The following is a 19,480-nucleotide window of genomic DNA, read 5'->3' as shown; positions in this document are numbered from 1 at the left end:
GGCTCAATCACATCAATCACCCAACACAAATTATCGGAGAAGATAAGAACAAACAAAGAAATAGCCGAATTTATCAAAATGCTTTTTAGCAACAAGAAATCCATACCCATATCCAGTAATGGAAATATTGAAATAAACTATTTCAACACCAACGAAGACGCAAAGAATTACCTTGACGCGCTGGATAAAATAAAATGGGAGATTTTGCGATTCACTCCATCACAGTATAAAACAGAACACCATGAGGAATACTCAAAAGAATCTAACAGAACATCACACCAGATAATCGGCCAGGAATTTGATGGAGTAGCCGTAACAATTGATAGGTTTTTCTCCTATGCTGACAACGGCGATCTAATTTATAAAGGTCGCACATACTACGACCCACCCAAGATGTTATTTCAAAACATTACAAGAACCAGAAAAAAATTAAATCTAGTAATCATAGGCAACGAAGAATTGCTAAATAGATGTATCACCATACTACAATAGCCTCACAAGCAGTATCCGGCAGCTATGGGTCGGAAACGATAGTTCGCCCACGGCCGGCGTTACGCCGGCCTTCCATTTCGACCGTCCGGCGGCTAGAACAAGCTAGCTGGCTCAGCAGCACGATCCCAGCTGTAGATGATCACCTCCTGCCGCGCAGCCAGCTTGTCGGCTCCGCCCACCTGGTACTCGATGTCAAGCGACTCCATTTGGAAATCGGCGAAGACGCGCCGGATCTCCGGGTGGTCGTTCAGGCTGACAATCGCCTTGCCCTTGAGCTGGCGCATCGCGTCCGCCATGCGCTCGTACTGCGCGAGCGGGAAGTCGACGCCATAGCCCTCAGTTTCCCAATAGGGTGGATCCAGGTAGAACAGCGTATGCGCGCGGTCGTAGCGTGCCATGCACGTCGCCCAGTCCAGCTGCTCGATGTAGGCGCTGGCCAGGCGCAGATGCGCAGCCGACAGCGTCTCCTCCAGCCGCAACAAATTGAGCGTGGGTGGCGCAGTGGTGGCCGTGCCGAAGCTCTGGCCCTGGACCTTGCCGCCGAAGCAGGTTTGCTGCAGGTAGAAGAAGCGCGCCGCGCGCTGGATGTCAGTCAACGTCTCCGGCCGGGTGTCCTTTAGCCACTGGAACACCGTACGGCTGGTGAGCGCCCATTTGAATTGGCGCACGAATTCCTCCAGATGGTGCTGCACCACCCGGTAGAGATTGATCAGCTCCCCATTCACATCGTTGACGACTTCGACCGCCGCCGGCGGCCGCATGAAGAACAGCGCGGCGCCGCCGGCGAACAGCTCTACATAGCACTCGTGAGCTGGGAAGCGGGAAAGCAGAGTATCGGCCAGGCGACCCTTGCCGCCAATCCATCGAACAATCGGTGTTGCCATTTTGTGGTGAGCCTTTCACTTTTGGTATGATTCGCCCGCCTCCTAGGAAGGTGGCAGGGCCTTGGCTTGGCTCACTGGCCTCATCAGTGTGTCCGGCGGCCGCCGGCGGTGCTCTAACACCGGCAGCGGCCGCCCTGTCTTTACTGCTGCGCCTGGTTCAGCGCGTCGCGGACGGCGTTGTAGGCGTCGATGCAGGCATTGGCGTCGCGGATCCCGCGGTCGCCGTCTCGGGCGATGGCGTCGAGAGCTGCTGCAGCCTCTGGAGCAAGTTCGGCTCTCGCTTCACCAGCTCCACCGGCAGCGCCGGGATCTGCGGCGGCGCCACCGCCGGCCTCACAAGAACGGACGGCGAGGGACAGCCGGCGAGTGCCAGCCAGGTACTCAGTACGAGCAGCAGCTTTAGCAATTTCTTCACGATCTCTTTCCTCTTTGGCATGCGCCAATACGGCCGCGATGGCCTCCCGGGCAGCGCCCTCCAGCTCGCGGTACTTCGTAACCTGGTCGGCTTCCGCTCGCGCGCCAGCCTCCCGCTCGCGGGTGAACTCAAGCCGCATCTCGGCCAGCTCACGGCCATAGCGATTACCCTGCAGCCACCAGGCGAGCGCACCGCCCAGGACCGCGCCGGCGGCCACCATGAAAAAAGCCGCCACCAGGCGGCTCTTCCAGGCGGCTAGAAACTCAAGTGCCTTTGCCATGCCGGCCCTCGCTTTGGCGCAGCCTGCGCTTGAAATAGCTCTCCAGGGCTTGCGCGCCGACGATGCCGAACGCACTGCCGAGGCCGATCAGCGCGACCGGGTTGAGGCCGGGAAACTGAATGAGGACCGCGCCGGCCACCATCGAGGCCGCCGCTCCCATCACCGTCCGGCCGCACACCAGGCGCACCGTGATCGTCTCGTCGCTGGCCAGCAGCTTGCCCAGGCCAATCATTGCGCCCACCACCACCAGCATAAAAAGGCTCTTCTCAGGTTCTTGCATGTGGATCCTTAGATGAATTGTGTGGCACGCGTGTACCGCGCCATGCGGTCGTCCAGCCCGTTGTAACCACCGTTGATGCGCTTCGTCAGCGCGCGCTGATCGCCGGCGTCGGCCAGCTGGTTGCAGCCGTTGGCGTACCAGAACCAAGCGGCCGAGCGGGCAGCCAGCTGGTCGTCAGTGGCCAGCAGCTCGGGCTGCTTGATCAGGTCGACGCCGAGCGCCTGGCCGCAGGCCTGGTAATTGTCGAAAAAGGTGATCTGCTTGAGGCCGCGGCCACGATTGCGCCAGCCATCACCGGTGCTGGCATCGCCGTTGCCGTAGCGCCCGGCGTAGACGATGCTGGCGATGCGCTGCTGGCGCTCAAGCGGCACCATGCGCTCGCCGGCCTGGCGACCGAGCGTGCTGGCCAGTGCCGGCGACAACCGCTTGCCGAACGTGTCGAGCAGCCCGCCCACCGAGTAATCGAAGGACTCCGCCAACGTGGAAAAGCCCTTCGATTCATGGCCGACCTGTGCAATCCAGGCCGCCACCCGGTGAGGGAGCAGAATGCCAAACTCGAACAGTGCCGCATCAACGTGCGGCCACCAGCGCTCGGCCAGGGCATCACTGATGCCGGCCGCCTTCTGAAAGGTTGATCTATCCATGACCTCGAATTGAAAAAGCCCGCACGCGGCGGGCAAAAAAAACCGCCATCAGGCGGGCATCTTGGTAATGGCTGTCTTTAAGCAACCGGCGGCGGCTCGGGCGGCGGCAGCTTCGCCGGATCGTGGGCAGCATAGACCGCCATCACGCCGTCAATCACCTCCTGCGGCGTGTCGTCAAAGAATTCGATCATGCCTTCCTGCGACCAAGAGAAATGGTGGCCGATCAGGCCCCCTTTGCTGTACAGCTCGTCCACGAAGGTGGGACCAATGCGATGGTCACCCTGGATGATTTCAGATTTCATGTCTATGCACTGTGTTAGATGCGGGCAGTCACGCTGCCGTTGGTGTTACCCAGGATGCTTCCCACGCCGGCAGTCACATAGCCGTAGACGGTGGTAACGTTCTTGCCTTCGATGGGCTTTCCGCCAGCGGCGCTGGCGATGGGTGCGCCAGACGGAGCGACGCCAGGAAGAGAAATCCCACTGACGCCGGCCCAATTCGCGCCATTCAGGACCAGCGTGGCAACGGTGTTTKTGCCGGTCACAGTATTTGCGCAAGTGCCCGTCAGACTGCCATGTATAGCCTCATCACCCCAGGCCAGAAAGGTGAGGCGCAGGCCGGTCGAGAGTTCAGCGGAAATCGTGTTGGAAAAACTAAAGGTTGCCGCATTGAAGGACACGCAGACATTACGGCGATTAAACCAGTTTGCACAACCAGCAAAGTCAAACGTGTCCTGGAACTGCGCGGCGGCGTTGGTCAGGATCATGCCGACCAGTGAACGCGAGGGGTCATCCTTCTTGACCTGGTAGCCAGTGTCCGGATCCGTCATGCGGCCGGTAGTCGACAGCTCCAGCGCGAGATTCGCGCCGGCCTGCGCCGCATAGGCATAGTAGACCGTCGAAGCCGCCAGCCCCGCATTGGTGAGCGGAATGCCGTCCGCTGGAATTTTCCAGCCCTTTCCGTTGACGAACAGCCTGTTGCCATTGAACGGCCCCAGCTTGATCTGCGTAGGAGTCACCACCGAAAGACGGCATTGGCCGTGGCTGATGCGATCCATCAGAATGGTGACCGCCTGCGCCAGCTGGTTGGTCTTCGTTTCATCCGGCGCGACACCAGCCAGGGCCATCAGGTTGATGGCTTCGTCCGTGATCATGTTCCCCCACGCGCTGGGGACTATCGACCCCACCCGCCCGATGGTAGGGTCCTCGTCGACGAACTTGCCGTTCACCAGACCGACGCCCGGCACGCTCTTTGGATAATCCATTTCACTCCTCGTAGTTGAATAGAACGACCGTGTGCGCAGGCGCATATCGCCGGATCAGGCACTCGATACCGTTATTGGGATTTGCGCCAAAGCGCTCGCCCCACAAGGTCCGCCCCCAGCGGCGGCCACCAGCAATTCGCCGCCCCAGATTCACGGTCCAGAAAAACTGCTTGCCCCAGGTGCCGAAGCGGTCCCGGCCAAAGCGCGACCGCCCGAAGCGCGGCGCGCGATGCTCGGTAATCGTGGCGTTGGGGTAGCCCTGCCCCCATGCAATACCAAGGAAGTAGGCCACGCTCTGCCCCCCAAGCGCTACATGCCGCTGGCGGACTGCCTTTTGCCGTTCCTCAAATGACTGCACCTCTCCGAAACAAAGATCTGGAAGCGCCATCACCCTCTCCCAGTCCTGCACCAGTTCGCGGACCGTGACCGGATCCATTTCGYTGAGCAGATCGCCCGCCCTGGTATCTACCCGGGCAAACTCCGGTGCCAGTCCCGCGAGCACCTGGTGAACCGCCGGCGCCTGATCGACATCCCAGGCAGGCCCAGGCGGCAGCAGCGCCACCAGCATCTGGTAGTAATCGGCCTCAGTCCTCACTGCCATGTGATGCCTCCCAGGACTGGAATGGCGTTGGGCGCCAGCGGCACATTGGCCGACGGGGCGACCAACACGTGATCGTCCTCACCCGGGGACCGGCTGATTGCCTCTTCCAGGTGCGTGTGCAGCACGGTCACGCCAAGATCACCCTCGCGCCGCAGGAGATCGGCCAACTCCTTCTCAATGGCCGCACGGAGCGCCGAACTGTCTGGGATGGCCTTGATCACGAAGTCGATCTGCGCACGCGCCGGCGCGAGCACGTAGAGTTCAGCCGTCACAGGCCGCGTGCCGGCGATGTGATCCTTGACCGCATCGAGGGTGACCCGCTMCGGAAAGGGGTTCGGGGCGCCGTCGCACATCACAAACAGGCCTACGGTGCCCGGCCCCATGTAATTGCGCACGCACCAGGCGCGCGTGATCCCTGACACCTCCCTGGCCCATGTCACATAGTCGTCTGGGGCGCCACCCTGCGGCACCACCTGGTAGGAGCGCAGTACCCGACCGCGCAGCTCTTCGACGGATTCCTGATCGACGCCACCAGAAATGCCATTGGCACCGACCGTCCCATCGGTCACCACACCCAGCACCGGCGACACCAGCGAGATCTGCGCGCCGGCGGCGACGTTGCCGAGCTTCCCGGCATCCACCGCCGTGACCAGCACCGAAGCTTGCGGCCCAGTGAAGGTCACAGCAGCGGCCACCGCGTAACGCCGGCCATCCGCCACTTGCAGAATCACCCCCGCATCAATGACGGCGCCAGCTTGCCCGGGCAGCAACACCGGGCCGGTGGCGGCCGCAGCATCGCGCCGCGGCACCTTTAGCCGCAGCTTGGCGTACCGCACCAGCAAGTCTTCGTCGCACTTGTCCGGCAGGATCTGGTCCGCGTTCCACTTGAGGTGCCCGTGCAGCTCGCTGGCGGCACCGGCATGGACTCGCGTGAGCGCCACCTGGTCGGAACGCCGCAGCGTCTCGGCCGCTGCAGCCGACAAATCGGCGTCTGCGCGCTGGATCAGCGCCGGAAGGGTTGGAGTATCAAACGGCATCGATCACCCGCCAAATATCATTAAAGGGAAATGGCGGCAGCGCGCCAGATTCGTCGGACAGCACCACCACCAGGTTGAGCCGCTCACGGTCGTCCTTGGAGGCCTGCACGGCGATGTCCGTGGCCAGCTCATCCTCCACCATCCACCGCAGCGCCTCGTGCGCGAATTCCTCGGCCAGGCGCAGGACTTCCGGCACCAGCGTCCTGCGACGCAATTGCCACAGCCGCGAGCCGATCCGGTCATTGGCCACCGGCGGGAAGCTGTCACCCCACCAACCCATGCGCTGGTCGTCGTCCAGCTTGTCGTCCGGCTCAGCGCGTCGCCAGCTGAAAAGGCTGATTTGCACGCCCCGGTAGAGCAATGCCTGCCGATTCGTGAGTGTTGTCATAGCGGCTCGTCGGTGATACTGCCGTTTTCCTTGTGCTTGTGATGACCAACACTCTTTCCGTTGATCTCGACATCAACTGCGGCCTTTACCTTGCCGCCCGCCTCGATATCCTTCGACGCACTGACCCGTGGCGCATTGAGTTCGATGGCGTCTGTCGCGTTGACACGGAATGTCCCGGTGGTCAGCTCGGTGATGTGCCCGCGCTTGAGCACTAGGCTATCGCCCTCGTCCGTGTAGACCGCCACCTCGCCGGGCTTCAGGCCCTGCAGGCGCGCACGTCGGTCGCAGACCACCAGCGCCACCGCGTGCGAGCGATCCCCGCCGAGAAAGGCCACGAAGGCCTCGGCGCCGGCCAACGGGTGGCTGGTGAAACCATAGGCCTCCGCATGCTCGACGCCATCCTTGATCTCGCGGGCAGTGAGGCGCAACTGCAGCGCCTGCAGTTTCCTGGCCGCATTGGCCATCACCATCACGCCGCGCGCCAGCATGCCTGGCGCCTGTTGATTTGAATTCACTTATGTTTCTCCCAGTCAGCGGGCAGCAAGTACTCGAAGTCATCGCCCTTTTTGCCCTTCCTCTTGCGTCGATTGGACGGATCCGGCGGCTCGGCCTCGAAACCATCCGGCGGCGCGACAGAAATCTTTGCCTTGGTGCCGCCCTCGTTGGACAGGCTGTATTCGATCTCGGTAATGAGCAGATCGCGGTCGAACCCGACCAGCGGATCCACCACCTGGACAATCTGGTTGTGTCGCCATAGCGCGCCGTTGGATTGCCGCCAGCCCTGCACCTCATAGGAGGCCTGCAGCGCCTTGCTGACACGGTTCTCGCGCTCCCAAGCCACACGCTGCCGCGCCAGCTCTGGCGTGATCTGCCCGCCCTCGTGCAGCACGAGCACGCGTTTGCGGGAGATCCGCGTATCGGTCGCCCGGGCCTCCACCTCGCTGGCATCGAGGCCAAAAGACTCATCGGTGCCCGCGCGCTGGCCCTTGGTGACGTACTCGGAGAACACCCCGGAGAAATCGAGCGGCGCATTGCCGCTCAGCAGATTCACGCCGCGCTCAAGCCGGTCGACCGCACGCCCAGCACTACCAGGCCGGGCAATCACCAGGCGCCCGCTGGCGTCGTCGGTCGACAGCAGGCGCGAGAGCCGCAGCAGCCGGTCGATGGACTCGAAGGCCGTTTCTCCCGGCTGGATCGTGTGATCGGCCAGCACACCGGTATCCCGCAGCTCGCTGACCACCTTGATGCCGTAAGAGCTGGCCAGGGCCTGCGCAATGCGCTCCACCCCCTGGCCACGCCACTGGCCCGGCGAGTTGTCCGCGCCGCAGTCCACCAGGTCAGCAGTCAGAGAGCGGCCGGTCACTGATGTGGTGATCTGCTTGCTGTCCCACTGGATCGGCGTAGCGTCGACATACCCCGTCAGCACCAGCTCATGACCAATGCGCACCTCGCAGCGGTCGCCCTGCCGGATCATGCGCGGACGCTCATAGCTGCCGGGCCATTTCCAGGTGATGCCCACCGAGAAATCACGCGMCTGCCGCTCGATGCCAGCCGAGATCCGAACCTCTTTCCAGCCGGCGTAGTCCATGCCGTTGACGGTCAGCGTCACATCGTTGGCATCGCTCATTTGGCCGCCACCTGAAGGGGCGCCGCCGGCAGAAAGCCTGGATGCGGCACACGATTGCGCGTCACGATCTCACCCGCCCGCGTGGCGTCACCATAGCGGGCGTAGGCCAGCACMAGCGCCGGCAACGACTGCGCCGGCGTGACCGTGGCCAGCCGCACCCCTGCCCGTGCCACCGCCACCAGGTGGCGGCCCGTCTGGATCCTGGCATCTGCAAGCAACTGGTAGTAGCCCAGCGGTGCGGTCAGGCCCTGCTGCCAGATGGCCTCCGTCACCGTATCGCGCACCTGCAGGATGTCGTTTGCCACCGGAATCTCCGGACGCTCGACCGGCTGCAGCACCTGCGCCTCAATGGGCGGCACAGACGCCGGCGGCGAGGGCACGGGCGTCACCGGCACCTCGCCGATCTCGGTCACCGTATCGGCCAGCATCATGTCCTGGATCAGCCGGACCGCCGCGACGTGCAAGGCGCCAGCCTGCTCGCCCTGCGGCGCCGGCAGCGCGGCGAGCTGCGACACTGCGGTGGTCTTGCCAAACAAGCTGGACAGGGCGCTGCCGAAGCCATCGAACATATGGAAGGCGCCGCCTACGCTGGCCAGCACGCCACGGATCATGCCGGTCAGTGCAAACGGCGCGTTGACCAGCATGCTGGCCAGGCCTTGCGCGGTGCCGATGGCAGCCGCAATCGGACCAGCATACTGGCTGAGCACACCAAACATGCCGGTGGCCCCCTTCATCATCTGCGAGACCGAGATCTGCGCGCTGTTGATCGTGGCCATAGCCGACTCGAAGCGGGACAGGCCGCCCTCTGCCAGCGCCTTGCCGCTGGCGCTGGCCAGCTTGCCGGTGTTCGCCTTGGCCGCGGGAAAGGTGACTTCATCCGTTTCCGTAAAGGTCAGCTCGAAGCGCACCATGCCGCCCTCGGCGTACGCGTGCGACATCTCACCGACGCCTGCCTTTACCTTGCGCGTGCCAAGCCAGGGATGCACCAGCTCGCCCTCGCCCTCCGTCTCCAGCGCCTTGAGCAAGGCGTCTGCCTTGTCCAGGCAGTCCGCGCCGATCACGAAGGCGGTGACCTTGTGCTCGCGTGTCACACGGCMCATGTCCTCGACATAGGGGATGTTCCGCCCGGGGTATTCGTGCGTGACCGACCGACGGCCAACCGGCGCTTTGCTCCCGTCAGTCACGAACGGCACGCCACGAAAGGAACCCGGCCGCATTTTGTCGCGCCAGCTCACGTTATTTCCCTCCTTTGGTTATGCCCCGGCCAGCGAGCGGTAGCCCACGCGCGGGGTCATGGTGAGACCCGGCTGGTTGGTGTTGCCTGGATCCACGCGCGTGCCGGCTGGCGCGTTCTCGAAACGCACCACCATGTCACCCTTGAGCTGCTGGTTTTGCGYGGCCTGACCGGGCAGCAAAGCCGTCCAGTCACGCAACGCGCTGGTGCCAGCACGCGCGCCGTTACCGAGTGCTTCGGTGGCGCCGGCCTTGGACTCCTGAGACAGCAGCCCCAGCTTCTGCCCCGCCCACCGCGCACCACTCATGAGCGGCTCGATGTAGGGCTTGACGCGATCCCACAGCCCACTGAACCAGGCAACGATGGGTTCCCAGTTCGCGATGATCAGACCGAGTGGATGGAAGTTGAAGAACAGCTGCTTGATGCCGTCCCATGCCAGATTGGTGACCGCGGTCACGGCATCCCACAGCGCGCCAAAGAACTCGGTAATGGCGCCCCAGTTGGCCATGATCGGCCCCATGGGCGTCCACTCCAGCGCCGTCGTGATCCAACCCCATGCGGCTCTGGCATAGCCCACCACACTGGACCACAGCCCCGCGAAGAACGGCCCAATGGTTTCCCAGTTGGCCACCAAGAAGCCGGCCGCCAGCGCCACGCCGCGCACTGCGAGGCCAATCGGCGTCAGGCTTGTGACCGCCATCAGCAGGCGCATCGCACCCATGACGCCGATCACGGCCAGCTTGAGCACCAACAATCCCGCCGCCGCGCCCAGCACCCCCTTGATTACCGCCGGATGCGCCGAAGCGAAGTTCGCCATGCCATCCACCAGCGGACCAACGAAGCCGAGGAAGCTGTTTAGCGTGGGCAGCAGGATGTTGCCCACTGCGATTCCCAGGCCGGTGACCCGGTTCTGCAGCAGCTGCATGTTGTTGGCGGTGGTGGCCGCGCGTGCCTCGTACTCCTTCTGCATCGAGCCGGCGTACTGCGTCACATCGCCCACCCGCTCGAAGTTCTTCTGCAGCAGGTCCATGTTGGTGAGCAGCGGCGCGATGGCACCGATGGATTCCTTACCGAACAGGCCGTCCAGCACCGAGGCCTGCTTGGTCTTGTCGACCTTGCTGATGGCAGTGAGCACCCGCAGCATCGTGCCCTGCGCATCCTTCTGCATGTCAACGGCCAGCTGCTTGGCGTCCAGGCGCAACGCCTTGAACGTGGCCTGCTGCTCTTTGGTGGCCGAGCTGCCCGAGGTCAGCGTCAGCATCATGTTCTTGATGCCGGTGGCCGCGATCTCTTCCTGCACACCCATGCCCGCCAGCGTGGCGCCCATCGCTGCGATCTGGCTGGCGGCGAAGCCGGCCACCTCGCCAAGCGGCCCAATGCGGGTGACGATCTCGGAGATCTTGCTGGCCTTGGCCGGGCCGGTGTTGCCCAGCAGGTTGATCTGATCGGCAAGCGCCACCACCTGGTCCTGCCCCATCTTGAAGGACGTGCGCCAGGTGGCCATCATCTCGCCGGCCTGCGCGGCGGTCTGATCGAACGCAACCCCCATCTTGACGGCATCCTCGGCGAACTTGCCAAGCTCGTTCTTGCCGATACCTGCCTGGCCGCCGGCGGCCGTAATGGCGGCGATGTCCTTGGCGGCCATGGGCAGGCGCTTGGACATGTCGATAATGTCCTGCCCCATTGCCTTGAACTGCTCCGGCGTATCGAAGTCGACCACCTTCTTTACGTCCGCCATGGCCGACTCAAAATCGATGGCGGCGCGCGTGGCGGCGATCACCGGCGCCGCCAATGCGCCAGCGGCGACGACATCACCGAAGGACAGGCTACCGAGTCCATCCGATTTCATCGACTTACGAAAGCCGGCGATGTTCTTGCGGATGCCTGCCAGCGCCGGCGAGAGCTTGTCGACGCCGGTAATCAGCGCCTTGAGTTGAAACTTGTCTGCCATGGGCTACCCCGGTTGCGCGCGCTCTTTGTTGATGCGCGTGGCCTGGTCGAAGTGCTCGACCACGCGGCTGAGCGGCCGCTCCATCTCCAGCTCCGGATCCACCTGCCAGAACTCCGCGAGGTTGAAGGCCGCGCGGATCACCTGGTCTAGGTCGGTGAATCCTGCTTCATAAAAAAACCGACGATCACCCAGCAGAGCTTGTTGAAATCGCCCAGGTCCAGCTGGTCTACCGCGCCCATGGGAATCCCCGCACACTTGACGATGTACTGCGCGCAGGCCGTGGCATTGATCTGCACCGATTCGTCCGGCGCCACCCAGTACGGCAGCGCCTTGATGACACGCGCGTCCGCCGGCGTGGGTTCACGCAGTTTCAGTTCGTCCAGGGCATCGCCGTGCGCGTCGACCGGCTTGCGTAGCTTGAAAGCGGTTGTGCTCATTGCCAGGTGCCCTCCGTGCCGTTGAGTTCGATTGACACCTTGCCGTCGTCGCCCGACGCCGAAGGCTCGCCGACCAGGTAAGCGCCCTGCAGCACGTAGGTCTTGCCATTCTTGAATTCCACAGTGGCCACCATGTCGATGGAGTCCTGCAGCTTCTTGATCGGGAAGTCCTTGGTGAAAGACACGTCCGCCTTGATGTAGGGCACCAGGTCTTCTTCCTTGATCATTCCCGGGCGGATGCTCTCGCGCTTGTACTTGCTGATGGGCGCCTCCGCGGAGCCCTGCACATCGAACTGTTGGCCGTCCGTCTTGAAATAGACGGTGCCGGCAATTTTCTGACCCATATCGGTCTCCTGAAATGCGAGCGGCCCGCACAGTGGCGGGCCGCGAGGTTGAGACAGGCGGTGCTTACGCTGCGGCCTGTTCGGGGTACTGCAGGCGGAACTGGTTGAGCAGCGCGAAGATCCGCAGCTGGTTCACGTAGTCCGGCGGGAACAGCACGTTGAGGCGGTTCGGGTTGTTGGCGTCGCGCTCGACAATCAGGTACTGCGCGAACAGCTCGCTGTTCTCCACGATGCCCTCCCGCTCCAGATCCTTGTAGGCTGCGATCAGCTCCGCCCGGATCGTGCCGGGCGTCACAATGGCCTGGCCGGCGCCGAACTGCGTGCCGTCGTTGGCCAACTTGTGGCGACCGTACTTGCTGGTGATCCGCCCGCGCAGGAAGCGCACGACATAGGCCGTCGTGTGCATCGTCTCACTGTCCAGATAGGAGCTATCCGGCTGGCCGTAGGCGTTGCGCTGGTAGGTCGTGATCGCGCGCTCGATCTGCACCGTGCCGGCCGGCGCCGTCGTGGTGGCAATGCCGCTCGACAGTAGGGACTGGCGCTCGTTCATGATGAAGCGCTGCCCCGGCGGCGCCGCATCAATACCCAGCAGCACACCCGTCTGCGTGGGCCGGGCCACGTCCGCCGAAATGAACACCGCCTGGCGCGCCGTGAAGGCGGCCGCGTGCTCCCACACCGGCGCCGCCACCGTGGGTTCATAGCCCTCGATGGTCATGTGCTGGTCGTTGCGCGCGCGGCCCAGCGCAACCAGGGCGCCCACCGCACCTCGCGCCGCGGTGTACACGTGGCCGTAGAGCTGCGCAGACCACGCCCAGCGCCCCGAAATGTCACCCATCCAGATGGCGAAGGCATCCAGCGTGGCGGTATCGGTCCAGCCATGACAGATGAACTCGAATTCTTCATCGCCGACGCTGGCTAGCACATCGTCCATGTCCGGGCTGCCGACGCCGGCGGCCATCGCGCCAACCGTGACCGTGAGGCCAGCCGGCGTACGCTCGCCGCCGGCCAGGCCAGCCCGGTTCATCTCCAGGCGAATGTCATTGCCCGTCGCGCCCATCCATTTGCAGGTCAGGGCCACGGCGCCGGCATTGGCCACCGCCTTGACGGGCATGTTGACGGCGGCATTGATGGCGGCGGCCATCGCAGAGGCTACCGCCGCCGCCGCCATGCCGTTGGCCACGGTCACGCGGACCCGGCGCCCGGCAATGTAGGCCGACAGCATGCCGGCCTCGGTCGACGTGCCGACCACGGTGAACGCGCCAGCAGCTGCCGCACCGGCCGCCAACTTGACCGGCAGCACCCAGATCTCGCCCATGGGATCGCCCAGGCGAAACTTGTTGTACATGGCGGCCAGCATCGAACCGTCGCCGGCGGCCGCCACCACGTCGCTTGGCCGACTGGCCAGCAGCAGCTGACCGCCGTCGCCGGCGGCGTTATCGTTCATCTGGCCGATGATCAGGCGGCGCATGGCCACGGTGCCGCCACCGGCCTGCGAGTTATCGACCTCGGCGTAGAACAGCGGCACGCGGATGTCGTTGGGGATGTTGTTGAAGCTCACCGACATTTACTTTGCCCCCTTGCTGGCCGTGGCCAGCTCAGCCGGCACGTCCGCCGCGACCTCGGCCACGGTCACGTCGCCATCCTTGACTCGACGCACCCAGTACGGCGAGCGCGCCACAGTTCTCCCCGCTGCCGGCAGGTCATCGCCGTATTCGGGGTCCGGCACCACGCGCCCCGGTGCCGGGGTCACATGGACCGTTTTGCGGTCAGTGTTCATGTTCGTCCTTGATCTAGCTCCACGTGGAGCACGGTTTCAATCCGGCCATCCGGGCCGGGGTTATGCAGGTTGGGATCCGCCATCGGATCAATCGCATCCACGTTGACCGTGATGCCCGTCATCGGCGGCAGGCCGGCCAGCTCCACCTCCTCGAAGGTTTCCGGCGCGTGCCCTTCGGCGAAGCCACCGCCCAGGACCCACTCGACCCGGAAGGTGAAGCGGAACAGCACGCGGCCGCGGTCGATCAGCAGCAGCTGGCCGCCCGCATAGGTGATGCGCTCGTAGTCCGGCATCGGCTTCCAGCCGACCAGGGCGCGGCACAGCTCGGCTCGGATGTCATGCAACGGGTCCGCCGCCGACTRCCCGCGCTCGTCGCCCGTCTTGAGCGCCACCACGACATCGAATTCGTCAAAGACTTCCTGGCGAATCGTGGTTTGCAGGTTTGTGTCCGATGGATCGTCAGCCGTCATCACCACGTAGGCGGCCGGCATTGGCAGCAAAGCGCTATCACGAACCACCTCGAACTCAAGGCCGCCCGCCACCCTCCCCTGGAACGTGGGGCACCAGGTGCGCAGCTGCGCGATCACAGGGCTGATCTTCATGGCATGAAAAAGCCCCGCTCGCGGCGGGGCTGGTTGGAGGTTGGGAACGACTACCTGACGCGCAGACCGGCAGCCAACGCGGCACTGAGCAGATTGCGCACCGCTGGCGCCTCGTGCTGCAGGGCGTCCGCCATGTAGTTGTCACGAGGCGCGACGCGATACGGGCCGGCAGGCTGCGCACGGTGGTCCTTGCGCCGGGTAGCGCCGCGACGCACGCCGTAGAACAGATACGCAAAGTACGGATCGCTGGGCGGCACGCCACCGCCGGTCTTTGGCTCGATGCGCACCATGAAACCGGAGCGACTGACCTTGGCACGGATGGACTTGGCAAGACCGCCCGAGCGTTTGGCCGGGTATTCGCCCTGTCGGGACGGCCCTGCCCTGGTCACCAGCCGCCTGCCTTGCTTGACCACCAGCGTGCCCGCCTGGCGCATCGCCTTGCGGATCTGCGCCTTCTCGAAGTCCACCGAGCGGTCGAAGCCGTCAAAGCCATCGATGTGCATGTGAATGCCGGCCTTAGCCATTGCCCAGCTCCTCCACTTCCAGCGCGGTGAAGCGGCGGCCGCCGTTCATGTGCATGGATCGCCGCAGCCGGTACACGGTCTGGCCATGCACGACCTCATGCGCGGTCGTGACCCCCTCCAGGTAGCGCACATAGATGCGATGGGTGACCACCGCCTCGATCTGCACACTGCCGGCATAGGCCGCCGTCCCTACCGGTTCGATCTTGGCCCAGCGTGGGCGCGCGGCCGGAAAGGTCTGCTCCAGGCCCATGTCACCCGCCGGGATGTCCAGCCGCCGGCGGATCGTGATGCGCTTATCCAGCTCACCCAGGGTTGGCTCTCTCATCTCACCCTCCTCTACTCAAAGAACCAGCGATAGGGGTCAACCAGGGCGCGGACGCCCATCGGGATGGACCGCAGATCTGCCGTCGCCGTGTCGCTGCGATTGCCGGCATAAGACGGGAAGGAATTGGCTTTCCCAATCTGAGGGCGGCGCCCATAACAAGGTCCGTCTGGCGCTGATCCAATTCGTCAGGCCACTGCGAAATGCGGCCGCGCGTTAGACCCACTGCCCTTGCGAGCTCGGCGCCGCTTCCAAACAGGTGGATTGCTTCGTGCTTAGAAAGGGTCATGGCCACGTTTTGGTTAGCGAACTTGACAAATGATATGTCAAGCACACTAACCAATCAAGCGTTTAATCTACTAAGCATGAAATTTGCAGACCGCTTGCGCATCGCTATGGGCGAGGCGAACATCAACCAATCAGAGCTCTCCCGCCGCGTCGGCGTTACTCGCGGCGCGGTATCGCTTTGGCTTACCTCATCGACGCAGGAGCTAAAAGGTGACAACTTGCTGCGCCTGGCAGAGGCACTTGGGGTTTCCGCAGAGTGGCTGAGAACAGGGCGGGGTCCCAAGAAGCCAGATGAGAATTCCGCCACCCCAAATGTCGAAGCCATCGATATAGGTGGGCGGGTACCGTTGATCTCATGGGTCGCAGCGGGAAGTTGGTGCAATGTTTCAAAGCCCTATCCTGCGTCGGGCGCCGAAGAATGGCTGCATTGCCCCGTTCGCCATAGCTCAAGCACCTACGCGCTGCGTGTGCGTGGTGACAGTATGTTTGACCCAGGCAGTCGGCCATCCTTTGCTGATGGCGACATAATCTTCGTTGACCCCGAGGTCATCGCGAAGCATCGGTCGCTCGTTGTCGCATATCGCAATGACTCAGATGAGGCCACCTTCAAGCGCTTGCTTCACGACGGTAATGCGGTAATGCTCGAAGCCCTAAATCCGGCATGGCCCAATCGGATCTTCGAGATCGATAGGCGCACATCGATATGCGGAGTGGTCATCGCCAAGACCGAGAGCTATATCTAGGCCCTTCCGCTACTCACCAAAGCCCGCACATCTGCGGGCTTTTTTTTCGCCCCTACCAGGCCGTGATCCAAGCGGTCGCTTTCGAAGAAATTTGGTTAGCAGACTTGACAGCATTCTAGTGCCCGATGTTTAATCGCCTCAACAACAACCGTTGAGGGAGCTAAACAAATGCGCTTGAACGTGAAACCAGCTCGACGCATCGTTGCGTGGATTGTCTACCTCGCCCTAGTCGCGGTCGTCTACGTCGTGCACGCCTGCGCCGTAGAGCGCGACCAGCAGGCCACGCCGACCACCACCGCAAGCCGCAGCGCGTGAGGCCGGCCATGCATCTGATCTACAACCACCGCACCGGCCGCGCCGAAGTCTCGCACTGGATCATCATCGACGACTTCGGCACCCTGCACGACACCCTCATGAATCGTGGGGATTTCGGCGACCACAGCCACTCCGTGTCCTCACGTGGTTGGGATTTCTATTGGAGTGGCCTGCAGGATCCCGACTTCACGCGTTTGAAGGAGACTGCGCCGAAGCACCAGCAAGGTCGCAAGCCAATCACCTTCACAGGCCCATTCGGCACTCGCCTGGACGGCGAACTCATTATTGATTTCGCCCATCACCCGGCATGGGATGACGTCGCGTTCGAACCGCGAAGGGCAAAGCTCCAGGGCGCTCGCGTTGAAGTGCTCCAGGTTTGCATCCGCATTGGCGGCCGGACTATCGATGTGCCAGAAGCCACTCAAGCCGAGTTGGAACAACTCTGTTGGGATTTCCTGCACCTGGAGCAGGCGGAGGAAGAAGCCAGGGCGGCAAAGCGCCAGAAGGAATGGGCGTGCCGCCAAGCTGCGGAGGCCTCGCAATGATCCGCTTCCGCATCACCATCGACGGCCACCACACCTACACCGGCCTGTTCCGCTCCACCTGCGACGCGATCCTTGATGCCATCGATCGCGGCGCCCGCTCCGTGTCGGCGGTACCGGCATGACAGCCCGCCGGTTCTCGAAGGCCGAGTTGATTGCGGAATTCCTCCGCGTGCGCGGTAGCGGGAGGCCCGAAGAACAGGTCGAGATCCCGGCGATCCGCAAAAAGCTGGCGCGCTCGCGCCGCGCCTTTCTCAAGACTCAAGCGCGTATCCCGCGACCACGCCCCCGCTTCGATCCCACGGTCATCGACCACAAACGCCGTCAGGCAAACGACCTCGACTGAGGAGCAATTATGCTGATAGGACTCACCGGCCCGGCAGGCGCCGGCAAGGACACTGCCGCCGATTACATTGTTTCCGCCCACAAGTTTGTTGCGGTGGCATTCGCGCCAGCGCAATGCCCATCGTGGGATCACACGCTGACCGGCTTCCAGACCGCCGGCATCGATGTTGTCGTCAAAGAGATCCGCTCAAGCGTCGAGGCGGCCGTCATCCGCGATCACGGTGGATTCATCGTTCGCCTGGTGCGCAAGTCGAATGAACCCTGTGCATTGCTGACGGATACAGGCGTAAGCCTGCGGGAATCCGACCGCGAGATCCACAACGATGGCACGCTGTTCCGGCTCTACGACCAGCTCGACGCGATCATCGGCGAGGAGTCGTTCGTGGGGGCCGTATCGTGAGCGCCGCCATGCCCCTTCACCAACCGCGCCGCGCGCCACTGACCTCGCTGCCGCTTGTGCGCGGCGCTGGGCACCTGACCTTTCCCGCCAGCCTGGTCGCATTCATCAGCGACCCGACCCCCAGTGCCTATATCAAGCTAGAGCGGACCCTCGACCTGGTTGCTATCGCAATGCAGGTCCAGCGCGGCACTGTGCACCTGGTGCAAATCCAGTCAGCGCGGCGCGTGATGGTCGCCATCCTCGATCGCGTCGAACGAATCGGCGTGCTCGCCGTGCCGACGCACGATGCGCAGACCTTGCGCGCCGCCGCCCCGCATATCGAGGCCGCCATTGGCAGCATCCGCCTCGACGCCTTTTGCTTCGCCAACGCCATCGTCCAGCACAAGCTGCAGCTGCAGGGCGCGACGCCAGCTGACTGATCCGATCGCCCAACCCGAGACCTCATCCATGACCAACACTCAAGTTGCGCTCACCATCCTTGCCGTCTCCGCTGTCGCCGGCTGCATCATCTTTGGTTACCTCATTTGGATCGTGCGCCACACTTGGCTGATTGGAGATAACCAATGACCACCATTTTTCTGCTACTGGCGCAATATGGCGCCACTGCGGTGGTACCCATCGACATTGTGGCGCGAGACTACTTCTCGCACCTGAGTGCCGACAAGTTGCTACGCAAGATAAGCTTGGGAGAAATCCGTCTGCCGGTGGTCCGCATAGAAGGGTCGAACAAGAGCGCCAAGGGCGTGCACGTGAACGATCTGGCGGCCTACATCGACACCCGACGAGCGGCAGCGCAGAAGGAGTGTGAGCAACTCTGTGGGCGGTGAGACTTGCCAACGGCCCCGCCAGTGCGTTTTGCGCTCCGGCGGGAACGGGCACATTGCGATACCAATTCGCCTACTACCCGCGCACCGGGACTCGGACCGGCAGCGACTCCCGGATCCAGTTGGTCGCTGCGAGTGCGCGCAATCCATCAGCGTGCACCGCTGGGTTCCCGTCGAGTGCTCGCAATGTCACCAAGATGGTTACCGGCAAGGATGCAGCCAAAGCAGGTTCAAATGCCCGCAGTGTGACACCGGCCTGTAGGGCCCAAGTAGCTCCCGCTGTTCCTTCCGGGAAACGCTTGCGATGGATTTTGACAGGGGACCATTTCCCGCCGTGCTCTATTTGCAGGGTTTCGTATCCAGTCTGCCCTTCATCACCCTCCATCGGGACTCGGCCACTAATTCGATCTCCGTTGAGCACCCCGAAGCTTATCTCGACATTCGCGCGAACATATTCGCTACCAGCGTTCGGGTCCAACGGGGGCGCGTACACCGCCGTGATAATAACCTCCCCGCGAAACTTTCCGTCATGGAGCAACGCAGCAGGAATTGGATATGGAGCCTTCCTCCATCTCATCCCAGGAAAGACCAGTGCTTGGAAAGCTAAAGTAAAACTATCGTCGCTGTCATAGAGAGTTCGGAGAACCTCATCCGGTCGGCCGGCGCCAAAGTAGCGCCGATCGCTGGGGGAATAGTCGGGCGAAGAGACCTGTGCCGCATGAATCATCAGCGCTTTAACTAGCGAGGGATGAGGCGCCAGCCCTTCCCTTCCTTCAAGAGCCTGCCAAGTGTGAGCAGCCATGCTGGCAGCCACTGGTGAGGCAAAGCTGGTTCCAAAACTGCGAACGACTACGTTGTCGGGAGCAAGAACGTTCACACTGGCGGAGCCCGCATCCCAAGGTGCATGCACACCTCCCCCC

At 63.0% G+C, this 19,480-nt stretch carries 31 protein-coding genes; 9 read left to right on the top strand and 22 right to left on the bottom strand.

Annotated elements, in window-relative coordinates:
- Positions 1 to 492 (top strand): hypothetical protein (locus AC1DS3_RS19715; protein WP_477127774.1); only part of this gene is annotated, 492 nt, incomplete at its 5' end.
- 92 nt (positions 493 to 584) lie between these two features.
- Here the strand turns inward: AC1DS3_RS19715 and AC1DS3_RS19710 are convergent.
- The 21 genes from AC1DS3_RS19710 to AC1DS3_RS19610 form a co-directional block, all read right to left on the bottom strand.
- Entirely contained in the window at positions 585 to 1,376 is a 792-nt protein-coding gene (locus AC1DS3_RS19710; RefSeq protein WP_477127773.1) for a DNA adenine methylase, read from the bottom strand.
- Positions 1,377 to 1,516: 140 nt separating this feature from the next.
- Positions 1,517 to 2,071 carry a lysis system i-spanin subunit Rz gene (locus AC1DS3_RS19705; RefSeq protein WP_477127772.1) on the bottom strand — a complete coding sequence of 185 codons (555 nt, stop codon included), beginning with the start codon at positions 2,069 to 2,071 and terminating at the stop codon, positions 1,517 to 1,519.
- Positions 2,055 to 2,351, bottom strand: a complete 297-nt coding sequence (locus tag AC1DS3_RS19700) for a phage holin family protein (RefSeq protein WP_477127771.1) — start codon at positions 2,349 to 2,351, stop codon at positions 2,055 to 2,057. Before AC1DS3_RS19700 ends, AC1DS3_RS19705 begins: the two co-directional genes overlap by 17 nt.
- 8 nt (positions 2,352 to 2,359) lie before the next feature.
- Positions 2,360 to 3,031 (bottom strand): glycoside hydrolase family 19 protein, encoded by a 672-nt coding sequence (locus AC1DS3_RS19695; RefSeq protein ID WP_477127770.1) that lies wholly within the window; start codon positions 3,029 to 3,031, stop codon positions 2,360 to 2,362.
- Positions 3,032 to 3,072: 41 nt separating this feature from the next.
- Positions 3,073 to 3,297, bottom strand: coding sequence for a hypothetical protein (locus tag AC1DS3_RS19690; protein ID WP_477127769.1), 225 nt, complete (start codon positions 3,295 to 3,297; stop codon positions 3,073 to 3,075).
- 14 nt (positions 3,298 to 3,311) lie between these two features.
- Positions 3,312 to 4,259, bottom strand: coding sequence for a hypothetical protein (locus tag AC1DS3_RS19685; protein WP_477127768.1), 948 nt, complete (start codon positions 4,257 to 4,259; stop codon positions 3,312 to 3,314).
- A 1-nt stretch (position 4,260) separates the two neighbouring features.
- Positions 4,261 to 4,860: a YmfQ family protein gene (locus AC1DS3_RS19680; protein WP_477127767.1), complete on the bottom strand. Its 600-nt coding sequence runs from the start codon at positions 4,858 to 4,860 to the stop codon at positions 4,261 to 4,263.
- A complete protein-coding gene (locus tag AC1DS3_RS19675) occupies positions 4,851 to 5,897 on the bottom strand; it encodes a baseplate J/gp47 family protein (RefSeq protein WP_477127766.1) in 1,047 nt (348 codons plus the stop codon). The genes AC1DS3_RS19680 and AC1DS3_RS19675 overlap by 10 nt, the downstream gene beginning before the upstream one ends.
- A complete protein-coding gene (locus tag AC1DS3_RS19670) occupies positions 5,887 to 6,285 on the bottom strand; it encodes a phage GP46 family protein (RefSeq protein WP_477127765.1) in 399 nt (132 codons plus the stop codon). The genes AC1DS3_RS19675 and AC1DS3_RS19670 overlap by 11 nt, the downstream gene beginning before the upstream one ends.
- Complete coding sequence (locus AC1DS3_RS19665; RefSeq protein ID WP_477127764.1) at positions 6,282 to 6,800, bottom strand: phage baseplate assembly protein V; 519 nt, start codon at positions 6,798 to 6,800, stop codon at positions 6,282 to 6,284. Before AC1DS3_RS19665 ends, AC1DS3_RS19670 begins: the two co-directional genes overlap by 4 nt.
- On the bottom strand, positions 6,797 to 7,912 hold the full coding sequence (locus AC1DS3_RS19660; RefSeq protein WP_477127763.1) for a phage baseplate assembly protein: 1,116 nt from the start codon (positions 7,910 to 7,912) through the stop codon (positions 6,797 to 6,799). The genes AC1DS3_RS19665 and AC1DS3_RS19660 overlap by 4 nt, the downstream gene beginning before the upstream one ends.
- Positions 7,909 to 9,129 (bottom strand): DNA circularization protein, encoded by a 1,221-nt coding sequence (locus AC1DS3_RS19655; protein ID WP_477127775.1) that lies wholly within the window; start codon positions 9,127 to 9,129, stop codon positions 7,909 to 7,911. The genes AC1DS3_RS19660 and AC1DS3_RS19655 overlap by 4 nt, the downstream gene beginning before the upstream one ends.
- A gap of 36 nt (positions 9,130 to 9,165) precedes the next feature.
- Positions 9,166 to 11,097 (bottom strand): phage tail tape measure protein, encoded by a 1,932-nt coding sequence (locus tag AC1DS3_RS19650; RefSeq protein WP_477127762.1) that lies wholly within the window; start codon positions 11,095 to 11,097, stop codon positions 9,166 to 9,168.
- Positions 11,098 to 11,100: 3 nt separating this feature from the next.
- Positions 11,101 to 11,238: a hypothetical protein gene (locus tag AC1DS3_RS19645; protein ID WP_477127761.1), complete on the bottom strand. Its 138-nt coding sequence runs from the start codon at positions 11,236 to 11,238 to the stop codon at positions 11,101 to 11,103.
- A gap of 5 nt (positions 11,239 to 11,243) precedes the next feature.
- Positions 11,244 to 11,534: a phage tail assembly protein gene (locus tag AC1DS3_RS19640; protein WP_477127760.1), complete on the bottom strand. Its 291-nt coding sequence runs from the start codon at positions 11,532 to 11,534 to the stop codon at positions 11,244 to 11,246.
- Entirely contained in the window at positions 11,531 to 11,878 is a 348-nt protein-coding gene (locus AC1DS3_RS19635; protein ID WP_477127759.1) for a phage tail tube protein, read from the bottom strand. Before AC1DS3_RS19635 ends, AC1DS3_RS19640 begins: the two co-directional genes overlap by 4 nt.
- 64 nt (positions 11,879 to 11,942) lie before the next feature.
- Positions 11,943 to 13,442 (bottom strand): phage tail sheath subtilisin-like domain-containing protein, encoded by a 1,500-nt coding sequence (locus AC1DS3_RS19630; protein WP_477127758.1) that lies wholly within the window; start codon positions 13,440 to 13,442, stop codon positions 11,943 to 11,945.
- Positions 13,443 to 13,655 (bottom strand): DUF2635 domain-containing protein, encoded by a 213-nt coding sequence (locus AC1DS3_RS19625; protein WP_477127757.1) that lies wholly within the window; start codon positions 13,653 to 13,655, stop codon positions 13,443 to 13,445.
- Entirely contained in the window at positions 13,652 to 14,257 is a 606-nt protein-coding gene (locus tag AC1DS3_RS19620) for a phage tail terminator protein (protein ID WP_477127756.1), read from the bottom strand. Before AC1DS3_RS19620 ends, AC1DS3_RS19625 begins: the two co-directional genes overlap by 4 nt.
- 50 nt (positions 14,258 to 14,307) lie before the next feature.
- Complete coding sequence (locus tag AC1DS3_RS19615; RefSeq protein WP_477127755.1) at positions 14,308 to 14,781, bottom strand: hypothetical protein; 474 nt, start codon at positions 14,779 to 14,781, stop codon at positions 14,308 to 14,310.
- Positions 14,774 to 15,106: a head-tail adaptor protein gene (locus AC1DS3_RS19610; protein WP_477127754.1), complete on the bottom strand. Its 333-nt coding sequence runs from the start codon at positions 15,104 to 15,106 to the stop codon at positions 14,774 to 14,776. Before AC1DS3_RS19610 ends, AC1DS3_RS19615 begins: the two co-directional genes overlap by 8 nt.
- Before the next feature lie 284 nt (positions 15,107 to 15,390).
- On the opposite strand from AC1DS3_RS19610, the gene AC1DS3_RS19605 reads away from it, so the two are divergent.
- The 8 genes from AC1DS3_RS19605 (at position 15,391) to AC1DS3_RS19570 (ending at position 18,563) form a co-directional block, all read left to right on the top strand.
- Positions 15,391 to 16,134, top strand: coding sequence for a LexA family protein (locus AC1DS3_RS19605; protein WP_477127753.1), 744 nt, complete (start codon positions 15,391 to 15,393; stop codon positions 16,132 to 16,134).
- A 180-nt stretch (positions 16,135 to 16,314) separates the two neighbouring features.
- Positions 16,315 to 16,449: a hypothetical protein gene (locus tag AC1DS3_RS19600; RefSeq protein ID WP_477127752.1), complete on the top strand. Its 135-nt coding sequence runs from the start codon at positions 16,315 to 16,317 to the stop codon at positions 16,447 to 16,449.
- An 8-nt stretch (positions 16,450 to 16,457) separates the two neighbouring features.
- Positions 16,458 to 16,994, top strand: a complete 537-nt coding sequence (locus AC1DS3_RS19595; protein WP_477127751.1) for a hypothetical protein — start codon at positions 16,458 to 16,460, stop codon at positions 16,992 to 16,994.
- On the top strand, positions 16,991 to 17,116 hold the full coding sequence (locus AC1DS3_RS19590) for a hypothetical protein (RefSeq protein WP_477127750.1): 126 nt from the start codon (positions 16,991 to 16,993) through the stop codon (positions 17,114 to 17,116). Before AC1DS3_RS19595 ends, AC1DS3_RS19590 begins: the two co-directional genes overlap by 4 nt.
- Positions 17,113 to 17,337: a hypothetical protein gene (locus AC1DS3_RS19585; protein WP_477127749.1), complete on the top strand. Its 225-nt coding sequence runs from the start codon at positions 17,113 to 17,115 to the stop codon at positions 17,335 to 17,337. The genes AC1DS3_RS19590 and AC1DS3_RS19585 overlap by 4 nt, the downstream gene beginning before the upstream one ends.
- 9 nt (positions 17,338 to 17,346) lie before the next feature.
- Positions 17,347 to 17,736: a hypothetical protein gene (locus AC1DS3_RS19580; protein WP_477127748.1), complete on the top strand. Its 390-nt coding sequence runs from the start codon at positions 17,347 to 17,349 to the stop codon at positions 17,734 to 17,736.
- 8 nt (positions 17,737 to 17,744) lie between these two features.
- Complete coding sequence (locus tag AC1DS3_RS19575) at positions 17,745 to 18,155, top strand: hypothetical protein (protein WP_477127747.1); 411 nt, start codon at positions 17,745 to 17,747, stop codon at positions 18,153 to 18,155.
- A gap of 144 nt (positions 18,156 to 18,299) precedes the next feature.
- Positions 18,300 to 18,563 carry a pyocin activator PrtN family protein gene (locus tag AC1DS3_RS19570; RefSeq protein ID WP_477127746.1) on the top strand — a complete coding sequence of 88 codons (264 nt, stop codon included), beginning with the start codon at positions 18,300 to 18,302 and terminating at the stop codon, positions 18,561 to 18,563.
- Positions 18,564 to 18,636: 73 nt separating this feature from the next.
- On the opposite strand, the gene AC1DS3_RS19565 is transcribed toward AC1DS3_RS19570, so the two are convergent.
- A partial coding sequence (locus AC1DS3_RS19565; protein WP_477127745.1) for a S8 family serine peptidase occupies positions 18,637 to 19,480 on the bottom strand: 844 nt, incomplete at its 5' end.

The organism is Cupriavidus sp. 01L46 (genome assembly GCF_056399905.1).
Note: the sequence above shows the minus strand (reverse complement) of the source record. Positions and strands in the feature narration are given on the sequence as shown.